The sequence below is a fragment of the Synechococcus sp. MU1648 genome (genome assembly GCF_023630615.1).
Taxonomy (GTDB): domain Bacteria; phylum Cyanobacteriota; class Cyanobacteriia; order PCC-6307; family Cyanobiaceae; genus Parasynechococcus.
In genome coordinates this window covers 316,593-329,815 of record NZ_JAKUHI010000001.1, presented here as the reverse complement: position 1 = coordinate 329,815, position 13,223 = coordinate 316,593, and the positions used below count along the sequence as shown (strand labels likewise).

Annotated in this window: 14 protein-coding genes and 1 tRNA gene; 13 read left to right on the top strand and 2 right to left on the bottom strand. The window is 58.7% G+C overall.

The genetic code is table 11. The features are described 5' to 3' along the window. Positions 1-822, top strand: a complete 822-nt coding sequence (gene pstB, locus NCN06_RS02095; RefSeq protein WP_250398607.1) for a phosphate ABC transporter ATP-binding protein PstB — start codon at positions 1-3, stop codon at positions 820-822. Between the two features lie 135 nt (positions 823-957). Here the strand turns inward: pstB and NCN06_RS02090 are convergent. Beyond that, positions 958-1,044: transfer RNA gene (locus tag NCN06_RS02090), tRNA-Ser, on the bottom strand. A gap of 53 nt (positions 1,045-1,097) precedes the next feature. Here NCN06_RS02090 and NCN06_RS02085 point away from each other — a divergent pair. The 12 genes from NCN06_RS02085 to NCN06_RS02030 all read left to right on the top strand — a co-directional run bounded on the left by NCN06_RS02085 (position 1,098) and on the right by NCN06_RS02030 (position 12,155). Further along, a complete protein-coding gene (locus tag NCN06_RS02085; RefSeq protein WP_115022051.1) occupies positions 1,098-1,466 on the top strand; it encodes a 2Fe-2S iron-sulfur cluster-binding protein in 369 nt (122 codons plus the stop codon). 2 nt (positions 1,467-1,468) lie between these two features. Continuing rightward, complete coding sequence (locus tag NCN06_RS02080; protein WP_250398606.1) at positions 1,469-2,356, top strand: inositol monophosphatase family protein; 888 nt, start codon at positions 1,469-1,471, stop codon at positions 2,354-2,356. 22 nt (positions 2,357-2,378) lie between these two features. Further along, a complete protein-coding gene (locus NCN06_RS02075; RefSeq protein ID WP_226397601.1) occupies positions 2,379-3,557 on the top strand; it encodes an ATP phosphoribosyltransferase regulatory subunit in 1,179 nt (392 codons plus the stop codon). Positions 3,558-3,582: 25 nt separating this feature from the next. After that, the gene (locus NCN06_RS02070) at positions 3,583-3,807 is read left to right on the top strand and encodes a ferredoxin family protein (RefSeq protein ID WP_115022046.1); all 225 of its coding nucleotides are present in this window, start codon (positions 3,583-3,585) and stop codon (positions 3,805-3,807) included. 100 nt (positions 3,808-3,907) lie between these two features. Next, on the top strand, positions 3,908-5,812 hold the full coding sequence (gene htpG, locus NCN06_RS02065; RefSeq protein ID WP_226422548.1) for a molecular chaperone HtpG: 1,905 nt from the start codon (positions 3,908-3,910) through the stop codon (positions 5,810-5,812). A 79-nt stretch (positions 5,813-5,891) separates the two neighbouring features. Next, positions 5,892-6,128: a 50S ribosomal protein L28 gene (gene rpmB, locus NCN06_RS02060; RefSeq protein ID WP_006850205.1), complete on the top strand. Its 237-nt coding sequence runs from the start codon at positions 5,892-5,894 to the stop codon at positions 6,126-6,128. Between the two features lie 12 nt (positions 6,129-6,140). Beyond that, on the top strand, positions 6,141-6,701 hold the full coding sequence (locus tag NCN06_RS02055; protein WP_226397598.1) for a peroxiredoxin: 561 nt from the start codon (positions 6,141-6,143) through the stop codon (positions 6,699-6,701). A gap of 52 nt (positions 6,702-6,753) precedes the next feature. After that, complete coding sequence (ggpS, locus tag NCN06_RS02050; protein WP_250398605.1) at positions 6,754-8,244, top strand: glucosylglycerol-phosphate synthase; 1,491 nt, start codon at positions 6,754-6,756, stop codon at positions 8,242-8,244. Beyond that, on the top strand, positions 8,241-9,506 hold the full coding sequence (locus NCN06_RS02045; protein WP_250398604.1) for an ABC transporter substrate-binding protein: 1,266 nt from the start codon (positions 8,241-8,243) through the stop codon (positions 9,504-9,506). The genes ggpS and NCN06_RS02045 overlap by 4 nt, the downstream gene beginning before the upstream one ends. Next, positions 9,503-10,369 carry a carbohydrate ABC transporter permease gene (locus NCN06_RS02040; RefSeq protein WP_226397595.1) on the top strand — a complete coding sequence of 289 codons (867 nt, stop codon included), beginning with the start codon at positions 9,503-9,505 and terminating at the stop codon, positions 10,367-10,369. Before NCN06_RS02045 ends, NCN06_RS02040 begins: the two co-directional genes overlap by 4 nt. Next, positions 10,366-11,181 carry a carbohydrate ABC transporter permease gene (locus NCN06_RS02035; RefSeq protein ID WP_115094001.1) on the top strand — a complete coding sequence of 272 codons (816 nt, stop codon included), beginning with the start codon at positions 10,366-10,368 and terminating at the stop codon, positions 11,179-11,181. Before NCN06_RS02040 ends, NCN06_RS02035 begins: the two co-directional genes overlap by 4 nt. Then, positions 11,178-12,155 carry an ABC transporter ATP-binding protein gene (locus NCN06_RS02030; protein WP_250398603.1) on the top strand — a complete coding sequence of 326 codons (978 nt, stop codon included), beginning with the start codon at positions 11,178-11,180 and terminating at the stop codon, positions 12,153-12,155. Before NCN06_RS02035 ends, NCN06_RS02030 begins: the two co-directional genes overlap by 4 nt. Here the strand turns inward: NCN06_RS02030 and csaB are convergent. Then, positions 12,088-13,194 carry a polysaccharide pyruvyl transferase CsaB gene (gene csaB, locus NCN06_RS02025; protein ID WP_226397763.1) on the bottom strand — a complete coding sequence of 369 codons (1,107 nt, stop codon included), beginning with the start codon at positions 13,192-13,194 and terminating at the stop codon, positions 12,088-12,090. The genes NCN06_RS02030 and csaB overlap by 68 nt on opposite strands. Between the last annotated feature and the right edge of the window lie 29 nt (positions 13,195-13,223).

Sequence of the window (13,223 nt, the reverse complement as noted above, 5' to 3'; positions counted from 1 at the left end):
ATGACCACTATCAGCCCACCCCAAGATCCCGATATCAAGAGCGCAGACACAGCACTTTCGCTGCAGAACGTCACGATCAGCTACGGCAACTTTGAAGCCGTAAAAAATGTTTTTTGCAACATTCCTCGCGGTAAGGTCACGGCTTTCATCGGTCCATCCGGCTGCGGAAAATCAACGGTTCTTCGAGCCTTGAACCGCATGAATGACCTGATCGATTCATGCTCCCTCAAGGGCAGCATTTTGTTTGGTGGGGTCGACTTGTACGGTTCCAGTGTTGATCCTGTAGAGGTGCGACGTCGTATCGGGATGGTGTTCCAGCAACCCAACCCATTCCCGAAAAGCATCTACGAAAACATTGCCTTTGGCGCACGCATCAATGGATATACGGGAAATATGGATGAACTCGTTGAGCAATCTCTACGGCAGGCAGCAGTTTGGGATGAATGCAAAGACAAACTGAATGAGAGCGGCTATTCACTCTCTGGCGGACAGCAACAACGTCTTTGTATCGCCCGAACCATCGCCATCCAGCCAGAAGTCATCTTGATGGATGAGCCCTGTTCAGCCCTGGATCCAATCTCGACGTTGAAGATCGAAGAGACGATGCATGAGCTCAAGAAGAGCTTCACCATCGTGATCGTGACCCACAACATGCAGCAGGCCGTCCGTGTCAGCGACATGACGGCTTTCTTCAACGCCGAAGCCGTCGAGGGCGGAACCGGAAAAGTGGGCTACCTCGTGGAATTCAACGACACAGACAAGATCTTCAACGCGCCCCAACAGCAAGCCACCCAGGACTACGTCTCCGGTCGGTTCGGCTGATCCCGACCCCTCAGCAACGACGCAGCTGTCAGGAACACTCAAGCCCCAGCCTCGCCAAGGTTTGACGGCCATGCGTGGGTCTGACGCGCCGCCTCAGATGGACAAAAAAAATCCGGACCTTGCGGACCGGAGAAGCGGAGAGCGAGGGATTCGAACCCTCGATAGAGTTGCCCCTATACAGCATTTCCAGTGCTGCGCCTTCGACCACTCGGCCAGCTCTCCACCGGCTAAATGGGGCAGGTGAGAATGTAGCAGGGCACTGCCGGCAGAGCTTTATGCGTCCCAGCCACAGGATCACCATTCACTGGCGCCAGGAGGGTCGCACCATCACCCACGACGTCCCAGAGGGTGAGTACATCCTGCAGAGCTTTGAAGAGCAAGGAGACCCACTTCCCTTCTCCTGCAGAAACGGATGCTGCACCAGCTGTGCCGTTCGGGTGCAAAGCGGAACCCTCGACCAGCGCGAGGCCATGGGTCTTTCTCAGGAGCTGAGGTCCCAGGGTTACGGCCTGCTGTGTGTGGCCCGGGCAGTTGCCCCTCTCGAAGCAGAAACCCAAGACGAAGACGAGGTATACGAGCTGCAATTCGGGCGCCACTTTGGGAAAGGACGCGTCACCACCCGGATCCCCATCGAAGAGGAGTGACCATGCAGGAGTCGATCTGCAGCCGTGCCGCCCGCGATGGCGGACTCAGCCCAAGCGATCTGGAGCGTTATCTGACCGTGGCCCGCTCGGCGGCCGATGCCGGTGGCCAGGAGCTCATGCGCCATTACGGGCGCTTGTCATCGATCGAAAGTAAAGGGCGCATCGGCGACCTGGTGACGAATGCCGACGTTGCAGCTGAACACATCGTCTTGAAGATGCTGGCGGACCAGACCCCTGAGATCGCCGTGCTGGCGGAAGAAAGCGGGGCAACAGGACAGCAAGACGGTCTGAGGTGGTGTGTTGACCCCCTGGATGGGACCACCAACTTCGCCCACGGTTATCCCTTCTTTGCTACCTCGATCGGGCTCACCCTGGGGCAACAACCCATCCTTGGTGCCATCGCCGTGCCCTTCCTCAAGGAGACCTACTGGGGAGCGCCGGGAATCGGAGCGTTCTGCAACGACACAGCACTTCAGGTGAGCAGCTGTGATCGTCTCGAGGATGCTCTCCTCGTTACCGGGTTTGCCTATGACCGCCACACCCGTCTCGACAACAACTACGCCGAGTTCTGCTGGTTCACCCACCGCACCCATGGCGTTCGTCGAGGCGGCGCTGCAGCGGTTGATCTGGCGTTCGTGGCCGCTGGCCGCCAGGACGGCTACTGGGAACGGGGCCTGTCTCCCTGGGACCTGGCTGCGGGCGTGGCCTTGGTGGATCTGGCGGGGGGAACCGTCACGGGATATGGGAATCAACCCTTTGATCTCACCAGCGGCCGAGTCGTAGCGGCTGGTCCTGGCTTGCATGACGCAATCAGGGATGGCTTGTCTCAGGTGAAACCGCTTCCTGGAGCCGCCTTCGGTGCCCCGGAGGTCACGGCCATGGGATCCTGAGTCGTGGCCGCGAGGACGTGAGATGGCGCTGCAACCTGCAGCTGGCGCAAAGGATCTGAATCCACGTCAGGTGGAGACCAATCGACAGCTGACGGAACGTCTTGCATCGGTTTTCCGTCTGTGGGGCTATGAGGAGGTGTCGCCACCGCGGGTGGAGCGACTGGCAACGTTGATGGCCGGGGGTGCCATCGACAGTTCAGACATCGTTCGTCTCGTTGCAGATGACCCTCTCGGGCTACGGCCAGAGATGACGGCATCCATCGCCAGAGCGGCTTGCACACGATTCGCCGATCGCCAACGGCCGTTGCGTCTCTGGGCCTCCGGAACGGTGTTCCGCACCCGTTCCGCCGATGAAGGGGGGCAATCGATTGAAGAGAACCTGCAAAGCGGCGTTGAACTGTTCGGGGTTAGCGGCAGCGAAGCGGAGATGGAACTGCTCAGCCTGTTGATGGCAGCAATTCAGACCCTGGAGCTGCAGCCCAGCCAGAAACCAAGGCTGTTGCTCGGCCACACCGCTCTGATGGATCTGATTCTCAGCCCGTTCAACGGTGAGATGCGCGATCAGATCCGTACAGCCTTGATCGATTTCGACCGTCTGGCCATTGAGAATTTCGAGCTGACCAAGGACGCCAAGGCCAGGCTTCTTTCCCTCCTTGACTGCCGCGGAACCCCCGACCAGGTCCTGACCCAGCTCGCCAGCATGGGCGGGGATCAGCCGGTGTTCGACAAGCTTCGCCGCCTCTGCGCCCATCTCTCAAAAGCAGCTCAGGATCAGTCGGTAACGATTCAGCTCGACCCGACATTCCAGCCCCATTTCGAGCTGTACACCGGCTTGGTGTTCCAGCTGGTCTGTGATGGCCGCAGCTCTCCTGTGGTGATTGCCCGTGGCGGCCGTTACGACGACCTGGTGCAGCGTTGCGGCGCGACCGATCACCAGGCCTATGGCGCTGGGTTCAGCCTGGCGATCGACCCGATCCGGGAACTGATCTCGGAATTCGATACAGCAGACCAGCAACAGACCGATGTACTCGTGGCCTTTTCACCAGCCACAAGCCTGGAAGCGGCCATGGAGCATCAGCGGGGCTGGCATCAGCAAGGTCGCACCGCTGTGTTGGCCTTGGAACCGTTGGATTCCAAGGAGAAGGCTGAACAGCTGGCGAAGGCACAGGGCGGTCTACAGCTCGATTGGGTCGATCCTTAGGATCCGGCAGATCAGCAGGTCCTCCATGGCTCATTCCATCGTCACCGACGTTTGCGAGGGCATCGCTGACTGCGTCGATGCCTGCCCTGTGGCCTGCATTGACCAAGGCAATGGAAAAAACAAGAAAGGGACAGACTTTTACTGGATCAATTTCGACACCTGCATCGATTGCGGCATCTGCCTGCAGGTCTGTCCGGTTGAGGGCGCCATCGTTGCGGAAGAGCGTCCTGACCTTCAGAAGACGCCTTGAGCAGGCATGCGGGGCACATGAAGGTACGGAGAACCCCCTGAACAGGCCGTTGAGCCGGAGTGAAACCGGTCTCTAGTGTCTGGTTTTTCGGGACACAGGAATGGCGGTGCTGGAGGAACAGGGTCAGATTCAGATCCACACCGAAAACATTTTCCCGATCATCAAGAAGGCCGTGTACTCCGGCCACGAGGTGTTTCTCCGGGAACTTGTCAGCAATGGCGTTGATGCCATCAGCAAGCGCCGCATGGCTGCCATGGCGGGCGATTGCAGCGAAGGGGATGACGGTGCCATTCGCATCACGGTGGATCAGGAGGCCAAGACCGTCACCATCAGTGATAACGGCATCGGCATGACGGCCGATGAGGTGAAGCGCTACATCAACCAGGTGGCCTTCTCCAGTGCCGAGGATTTCCTGGAGAAATACAAGCAGGAAAACGACGCCATCATCGGCCACTTCGGCCTTGGTTTCTATTCCAGCTTCATGGTGGCCGAGAAGGTTGAACTGCTGACCCGTTCAGCTCGGCCCGACGCTGAAGCTGTGCGCTGGAGCTGTGATGGTTCCCCGAACTTCAGCCTCAGCGCCGCCGAGAAAGAGCAGCCGGGCACAGACGTGATCCTTCACCTAATGGAGGACGAGCTCGAATATCTGGAACCGGCACGGATCCGAACTCTGATCAACACCTACTGCGACTTCATGGCAGTGCCGGTGCAGCTCGAGGGTGAAACCATCAACAAGATGGACGCCCCCTGGCGCAAGAGCGCCAGAGATCTCAGTGATCAGGATTACATCGACCTCTACCACTATCTCTATCCCTTTCAAGGCGATCCCCTGCTCTGGGTTCACCTCAATACCGACTACCCCTACAACCTTCAGGGAATTCTCTTTTTCCCCAAGCAGACCGGTCGTGCCGACTGGGAGAAGGGCGAAATCAAGCTCTACTGCAACCAGGTGTTCGTCAGCGATTCGATCAAGGAAGTTGTGCCGCGCTACCTGCTGCCCTTGCGGGGAGTGATCGATTCACCCGACATTCCTCTCAATGTGAGCCGCAGTGCTCTGCAAACCGACCGACGCGTTCGCTCAATCGGAAATTTTGTCGCCAAGAAGGTGTCAGATCGGCTGCGGGGATTGAAAAAGGAGGACCCCAAGGCCTATGCCGAGGCGTGGGATGCCCTGGCACCCTTCGTGAAGATCGGCGCCATGGAAGACGAGAAGTTCGCCGAGCAGGTCGCCGAATTGATCCTGTTTGCCACCACCGCTGCCGCCGGGGAAGGCGACGACGCTGACCCGATCGCCTGCGATGGACGTGCTTTCACCACTCTGGAGGGATACCTCAGCCGACTGGCCGCAGATCAGAACAAGCGCGTGCTCTACAGCACCGATGACGTTTCCCAGGCTGGTGCGCTCAATCTCTGGACATCCCAAGGCGCGGAAGTGCTGAAGCTGGAAACGGTGATCGACACTCAGTTCATCCCCTGGCTCGAACATCGCCACGAGGAACTCACCTTCCAACGCGTCGACTCGGAACTGGACGAGAGCCTGAAAGACAACGATGCGGAACTCACCGATCAAGATGGAACAACGGAATCAGACCGACTGCGTGATCTGATCAAGGAATCCCTGGCCAATGAGAAGGTGACCGTTCAGGTACAGGCCCTGAAAGCGGAAGGGGCACCTCCGGCGATGATTCTTCTGCCTGAACAGATGCGCAGGCTGAACGACATGGGCGCCTTAATGGAACAGCGCCTGCCAGGCCTTCCTGAGCATCACGTACTTCTGGTGAACCGGCGCCATCCCCTGGTGGAAGGGATGCTCAAGCTGCGGGCCGGTGGCGTGCTGGTGGGATCGGCGGAAGCCTCACCCACAGCAAGCCTCGCCCAGGATGTGGCCCGTCATCTTTATGACATGGCTCGGCTAGGCGTGGGCGGTCTGGAGCCCAATGAACTTGGCGGATTCCAGACCCGCAGTGCTGAATTGATGGGTGCTCTGATGCAGAGAGGCCTTTGAGGTGAAGACCTTTTGCTAACTTGGTTGTTTGGAACTGTTAATTCAGCTCCAAACAACCTCTCAGTAGAAGGACATCGTCATGTCACGGGTGTGTCAGCTCACCGGTACTCGCGCCAACAACGGCATGGCCGTGAGCCATTCCCACATCCGCACCAAGAAGCTGCAGCAGGCCAACCTGCAGCAGCGTCGCCTCTGGTGGGCTGAAGGCAACCGCTGGGTGAAGCTGCGCGTGACCACCCGCGCCCTCAAAACCATCCAGAAGAAAGGCCTCGGCGCCTACGCCAAGTCTCTGGGCATTAACCTGGCCAAGATCTGAGATTTTGAACGGGTGAATCGGCGGGAATTACTAGTCAAGTCCGGCCTTTTCCTTGCAGCTCTAACGCTTTCACCCTCGCGGGCTTCGGCTCTCGGGGGTGTTGTTTTGGAAACGGGCAGCACAGTGCCCGACTTCGATCTGCCCGGATCCAGCCAATCCGAACCCGACCGTAACCGTTGGAGCAGCGGAGATCTGCGCGGTCGTTGGTTGGCGGTTTATTTCTACCCAAGAGACTTCACCGGTGGGTGCACCATCGAAGCCAGGGGCTTCGAAAGCCTGCACGCGGAGTTTCTTCAGGCCGGTGCCGAGGTCATCGGCATCAGCGCCGACAGTGTCGACGAGCACGAATCCTTCTGTGAAAGCGAAGGGCTGAGTTTTCCCCTGCTCTCTGATCCTGACGGAACCGTGAGCAAGGCCTACGGCTCCTGGATGGCGCCCTATTCATTGCGCCACTCCTTCCTGATCGACCCCGATGGCGTTCTACGTGAGCGCTGGGTGGCAGTTCGACCAAACGGTCACGCCAGGGAAGTGCTGGATTCCTTGACGACACTTCAGAACAAAACCACCATTTGACAAAAAACAGCTTTTGCTGAATGGTGGAACGAACGAAGTGTTGTTCGAATAGATGGGTGCGGGTCAAAGTTCATTCATAATCCTCTACCACCGCACCCCTTTTGACGAATCAAAAGACAACAACGGATCAAGAATTTGGGTCGACCAGAAAAGCCCTAACGGAATAATTCCTACCCTTCGCAATCTCTTTCGGAGCTGCGAGAAAGGTACTTGGATTGCCTGGAGACGCGTCGACGATCAGTCGAATGAAGGCACAGAACGGATTGAAATGGACAATCCGTCTCCTTTCACGCTCTGCCGAATCCCTCTAGAAGACGAGCAGATCTCCAGTTTCTATCACATCACGTCAAAAGAATGCTTTTGGCCGATCCTGCACACATTTCCCACATACTTCAACGTTAATAATGCGAACTGGAAGATCTTTGAAGAGGTCAACAAACGATTCGCCTCTGCGGCATGTGCCGAGGCTGCCGAGGGTGCAACGGTATGGGTTCACGATTACAACCTCTGGCTGGTTCCCGGTTATATCCGAGCTGAACGTCCCGACCTAAAGATTGCCTTTTTCCATCACACCCCCTTCCCAGGGAATGATGTCTTCGCCATCCTGCCTTGGCGTGAGCAAATTCTTGAAAGTTTGCTCTGTTGCGATGTCGTTGGTTTCCATATCCCGCGCTACACCGAAAACTTTGCCCGTGCCGCCAGCACACTTGTAGGAGCCAAGCGCGGTCCAAAAGTTTCAGTGGATCGCAAATTCATTGGAGTAGGAACAGCCCTTTCCGAAGGCACGGTCACCAGTCATCTCGAGCACAAAGGCCGCACCATTCAGTTACTCAGCTCTCCGGTGGGCACATCTCCTGATCTAATTCAGGAGTTGTGCTGGAGCCCATCCGTTGAAAGCCATGGTGAATTGATCGTTCAAGACACCAAAAAGGGACGAAAACTGATCCTTTCCGCGAGTCGTGTTGATTACACGAAGGGCAATGAGGAGTTGCTGCTGGCCTTCGAACGCCTGCTGGAACGACGCAAGGATTTGCATGGGCAAGTTGTTCTGATGCTCGCCTGCGTCGCCGCTGCCAGTGGGATGAAAATCTACGAAGACACGCAACGCTCGATTGAAGAAATGGCGGGGCGGATCAACGGACGCTTCAGCCAAATTGATTGGGTCCCGATCCGGTTTTCAACCCGTCGGATCCCCTACGACGAAATGATTGCCTGGTTCTGCCAAGCAGATGTCTGCTGGATCACACCGCTGCGCGATGGACTGAATCTGGTAGCCAAGGAATATGCGGCTGCTCGGCGAAACCGCGGCGGTGTTCTTGTTCTTTCCGAATTCACCGGCGCTTCGGTTGTCCTCGATGGCGCCGTTCTGACCAACCCCTATTCGAATCGCCGCATGGACGATGCAATCGAATCGGCGCTGGAAATGGACGAAGACGAACAACGCGATCGAATGAGTCGCATGACCGATGCCGTGGAGAGCTACACCGTTCGTGACTGGGCCGATGAACAGATGTCAGGTCTGACGCCCTCAAAAGCCCAGTGAAGCTGCGCCGCTGGCTGGCGAGCGGGGCCTTAGCGCTTGTCATGGCCCTCGGCTGCCTGATGGGGTCAGCATCCTTCCGGGCGGAAGAGGTGAGCATCCTCATGCCCTCCTCCTTCACCGACGCCAGCGCTGAGCTGGTGAAAACCTTCAACCGCGAGCATCGCGGCCGGATTCATCTGAATTTGATCCGAGGTCCGTTGAACACGGAATCGATTTCAGATCTTGCAATCAGCAGCCTTCTGCTCGGGGATGCACCCTTCGACGCGCTGTTGATGGATGTCACCTGGCTACCGAAATATGCAGCCGCGGGATGGCTGGAACCCCTGGATCCCTGGTTTGATCAGGCCGACCAGGAACAGCTGGTGGAGGGAGCACGGCTGGGCAACGACTACGACGGCCATCTCTACCGCTGGCCCTTGGTGGCCGATGTGGGACTGCTCTACTGGCGGACGGATCTCATGAAAGAGCCACCGAAAACACCAGACGAGTTGGTGTCCGTTGCAGGACAGCTGGTCCAGACCAACGCCGTTGCCAATGGTTTTGTCTGGCAGGGGCGTCAGTACGAGGGGCTGAGCTGCGACTTCCTAGAAGTGCTGCAGGGCTTCGGTGGCGATTGGATGGACACCACCACCAACACCATGCAGCTGGATACGCCTGAGGCAACAAGGGCTGCAGCCTGGTTGAACGATTTGATCAGCGCAGGGGTCAGCCCCTATGCCGTCACCAATTACGCCGAATCGGAGTCGCTTCAAGCCTTCAAATCCGGTGATGCCGCACTGATGCGGAACTGGCCCTATGCGTGGGCTGAACTGCAGAAGGACGACAGCAATGTGAAAGGCAACGTGGGCATCAGCCTGATGGTGGCGCAACCGGGCGAACGACCCGGAGCGACCCTGGGCAGCTGGGGGTTGAGCTTGATGCGTCAGTCGCCCCATCAGGAGGCGGCGGTGGAAGCCATTCGATACCTCACCAATGAAGCCTCCCAGCGAACTCGCTTTCTCAACAACGGCTACTCACCCACCCAAGCGAATTTGTTCAGCGATCCGGAGATGTTGAAGAGTTCCCCTGTGCTTCCAGAGCTGCAGGTAGCGCTAAACCACGCGGTTGTGCGTCCACCAACACCCCTCTACGCCCAACTGAGTGATGTGGTGCAGCGCGAACTCAACGGATTGTTCACCGAAACTGGATCCGCTGATGAAGCGATGGCGACCAGTCAGCAGCGAAGCCAGACCCTGCTTCGTGCAGCGGGAGCGACGCCATGACGGTTCTCCTGGCTGTTCCAGCCCTACTGCTGATCGCCGTCGTCTTCGGCTGGCCGATGCTTCGTTACGCCTGGCTGAGCTTCCACGCTGATTCCGTCCTCACCGGACTGGAACCGGTGGCCAACGGCGGAGCCAACTGGATACGGCTGGCAGTTGATCAGCGGTTCTGGCTGGATGCGGGGCAGACCGCGCGATTCGCCCTGATCTCCGTGGGAATGGAATTGCTATTGGCACTGGCCATCGCGCTCCTGCTTCATCAGAGCTGGCGTGGCCGAGGCGCCGTTCGAGCCCTGACCCTGCTCCCCTGGGCACTGCCCACAACAATGATGGCCCTTGGCTGGCGCTGGATCTTCAACACTCCTTACGGCCCAATCGAGGTGCTGGCCCGAACGCTTGGACTCGACTCCCTGGATCTGTTGTCCACCCCATCGATCACCTGGTTGGTGACGGTTTTCGCCGATGTCTGGAAGACAACACCCTTCATCACGCTGATCCTTTTGGCTGGGCTCCAAAGCATTCCCGACGACCTTTACAGCGCCTTCCGTCTGGAAGGCGGAACCCCTCTGCAGGCCCTGCGCCGCGTCACCTTGCCGCTGCTCCTGCCCTACATCCTGCTGAGCCTTCTCTTCCGCTTGGCCCAGGCCTTCGGGGTGTTTGATCTGGTGCAGGTGTTGACCGGTGGTGGTCCTGCCGGCAGCACAGAAAGCATCGCCCTTTATGCCTATCTCAACGGCATGCGCTTCCTTGATTTCGGTTACAGCGCCACGGTGATGCTCGCAGGATTCCTGTTGCTCACAGCCCTGATCCTGGCGGGAACGCTGGTGCTGAAAACCTTCGGTGTGTTGAGGCCCCTGGATCGATGACGCGACGTTCCATCTGGATTGCACTGCTGCTGGTCTGGTCCCTCGCTCCGATGCTGTGGCAACTGGTGAGTTCATTCACCACGGCCGATGCCCTGGTCAACGAACAACTGAGCTTCTGGAACCGCTGGACGCTGAACAACTACAGGGATCTGCTGAGCACCGATCCGCCGTTCTGGAGATACCTGTTCAACAGCAGCCTGGTGGCCTCCCTCACAACGCTGCTCACCTTGGTGCTGGCGATCCCAGCCGCCTACGGACTGGCCAAACTCCCCATTCGATGGAGGGGAAGCCTCCGGACCGCCGTGGTGGGAGCCGCCTTATTTCCCTATGTGCTGCTGTTTCTGGCACTGCTCGAACTGGCCCGCACGTTTTCGCTGGGCAACAACCTCATCGCCATTTCCATTCCCTATAGCGCTCTGTCGATGCCCCTGGCCCTGCTCCTGCTCACCGCTGCCTTCGAAGCCCTACCCAACGATCTCGAGGACGCGGCGAAGCTTGAGGGTTTGTCTCTCTGGCAAAGGCTGCGCTGGGTGCTGCTTCCCTTGATTGCACCAGCCTCCGCCAGCACAGCGATCCTGGTGTTCCTGTTCGCCTGGAACGAATATCCAGTGGCCCTCACCTGGCTAAGCCGCAGCGATCTGCTCACATTGCCGGTGGCGATGGCCCGGATTGCGGGATCATCCACCTATTCGGTCCCCTACGGCACCTACGCAGCAGCGACTGTGCTCGGTGCCATACCTCTGCTGGTGCTGGTGCTGGTGTTCCAGCGGCAGATCGTCAGTGGACTCACCAACGGAGCAATTAAGGGATGACACTGGAACTACGGGCCATCAGCAAGAGCTTCGGCGAACGCCAGGTTCTCAAGCAGCTCGACCTCAACGTGGCGGATGGGGAATGCGTCGCTCTGCTGGGTGCCAGTGGCTGTGGGAAAAGCACGGCTTTGCGTCTAATCGCGGGGCTCGATCAACCAGATCATGGCTCCATTCGCATTAATGATGCCGAGATGGTTGACGTTCCCGCTGAACGGCGCCGGGTGGGGATGGTCTTTCAAAGCTATGCCCTGTTCCCGCATCTCAACGTGTGGGAGAACCTCGAACTGGGTTTGAGGATTCGAGGTGGCACCACCAGCAGCCGCGATGCGCGGATCAGCAGCGTTCTGGAGGTGCTGCAACTCAGCGAATATGCCCAGCAACGGCCATCACAACTCTCCGGCGGACAGCGCCAACGGGTCGCCCTAGCCAGAGCGTTGCTGAGGGATCCACTGGTTTATCTGCTGGATGAGCCGATGAGCAATCTGGATGCGCAATTGCGTGAGGACCTGCGTCCCCAGTTGCGCCGTCTGATGATCGGTGGTGACCAACCCGTGGTCTACGTCACCCATGACCAGCAGGAGGCAATGGCGTTGGCGGATCGCATCGCCGTGATGCGCAATGGAAGCATCGAACAGATCGGAACACCTCGCGAGCTCTATCTGCAGCCGGCCAGCACGTACGTCGCCCAGTTCATCGGCCGCCCGCAGATGAATCTGTTGCCAGCTCAGAACGGCGTGACCATCGGCGTCCGACCGGACGACCTGCGGCTCGATTCCGATGGCTGGCCGTGCACAATCCTCAGCCGTGAATGGTTCGGTGCCAATCAGATGCTTCTGGTCCGCTGCGATCGCGGCGACCTACGGATGGTCTGCTCCGGAGAAACGACGATCGCGGATGAACCGCGGATCAGTTGGTCGAGCGATTGTGAGCATCGCTTCGATGCGATCTCCGGTCGTCGACTGCCATCCGCTTGAGCAGGTCGCTATGAGCCGATGCCTGGCATCGCAAGTCTTCCGTTTGATTGGGATCCGCCGGGCGATCCACTTCAGCTCGCCACAGATTCAGCAATGCATCCACGGAAGGCAAGGAGGTCAATGGGGTGCAAGGCACGGACGCCATGGCAGCGGCGGCCTCAACCTTCGGGTCGTAGCTGAGAGCAGCCATCGGACTGTTGGAAAGACGGGCCAGGATCAAGGCATGCAGGCGCATGGGCAGAACAAGGCGTGCCCGTTGGACTACATCAGAAACAACCTCCAGCGACTGGGGCACCAGGGTTGTGCTGCACCCCTTCAGACGCTTTGGCAGCAGCCCCGCATCGCTCAGTTGCTGCAGCAACGGTGCATCCTGATGCTCATGGAACGCCAACCAGATCACCGGGGCTGCCAACTCGGCACTGAGAGCATCCAAAGCATCCGTCAACCGACGCCAGCCCGAGTGATCCAGGAGTGGTGTTGGACGCCAGCTCAGAACGATGGCGTCGCCACCGATCCATGGACGCGCTGGCATCTGCCAGACCGGATCTGCGGCCAGCACCATCGGTAACGATCGCGCCCAGCGCCGAGCCAATTCAAAGGAGCGCTGATCGCGCCAACTCGCCGCCTTGCAGAACGGCAACACAGCGCGCACCAGCATCCGACTGATCCGACGCTGCAATGGCCCCAGACCCTGGCCCCAGAGAACCACCTCGGCACCACCGATACGGGCGACCGCCATCAGAAGCAGGTAGTAAACAAGGCTGCTGAAGCTGGTGCTGTCCTGAAGCAGGCTGCCGCCCCCAAGAACCAGCACATCCGCGCGCAGAGCGGCACGAAGGCAGCTCACCAATGAGCGGCGATTCACGGTGACGGCCGACGGTGCCAGGGCAAGGACCGGAACTGGATCACGCACTGTGATCAACAACTGCTGCGACTCGGGAAGCGCTGACACCAGCACCTGAAGCAGTGCATCGTCCCCGAGATTGTGTTCTCCGTAGTAGCCACAAAGCAGAAGGACAGGTGCAGCGGGGCGGACCACGGGCAGCAGCCTGTTCACTCCAAGCATTA

Bases quoted from the DNA above. Each gene is read 5' to 3' on its own strand.
- rpmB (WP_006850205.1), top strand. From the start codon at position 5,892: ATGTCACGGGTGTGTCAGCTCACCGGTACTCGCGCCAACAACGGCATG.
- NCN06_RS02070 (WP_115022046.1), top strand. From the start codon at position 3,583: ATGGCTCATTCCATCGTCACCGACGTTTGCGAGGGCATCGCTGACTGC.
- pstB (WP_250398607.1), top strand. From the start codon at position 1: ATGACCACTATCAGCCCACCCCAAGATCCCGATATCAAGAGCGCAGAC.
- ggpS (WP_250398605.1), top strand. From the start codon at position 6,754: ATGGGTGCGGGTCAAAGTTCATTCATAATCCTCTACCACCGCACCCCT.
- NCN06_RS02040 (WP_226397595.1), top strand. From the start codon at position 9,503: ATGACGGTTCTCCTGGCTGTTCCAGCCCTACTGCTGATCGCCGTCGTC.
- NCN06_RS02075 (WP_226397601.1), top strand. From the start codon at position 2,379: ATGGCGCTGCAACCTGCAGCTGGCGCAAAGGATCTGAATCCACGTCAG.
- NCN06_RS02080 (WP_250398606.1), top strand. From the start codon at position 1,469: ATGCAGGAGTCGATCTGCAGCCGTGCCGCCCGCGATGGCGGACTCAGC.
- NCN06_RS02085 (WP_115022051.1), top strand. From the start codon at position 1,098: ATGCGTCCCAGCCACAGGATCACCATTCACTGGCGCCAGGAGGGTCGC.
- NCN06_RS02035 (WP_115094001.1), top strand. From the start codon at position 10,366: ATGACGCGACGTTCCATCTGGATTGCACTGCTGCTGGTCTGGTCCCTC.
- htpG (WP_226422548.1), top strand. From the start codon at position 3,908: ATGGCGGTGCTGGAGGAACAGGGTCAGATTCAGATCCACACCGAAAAC.
- NCN06_RS02030 (WP_250398603.1), top strand. From the start codon at position 11,178: ATGACACTGGAACTACGGGCCATCAGCAAGAGCTTCGGCGAACGCCAG.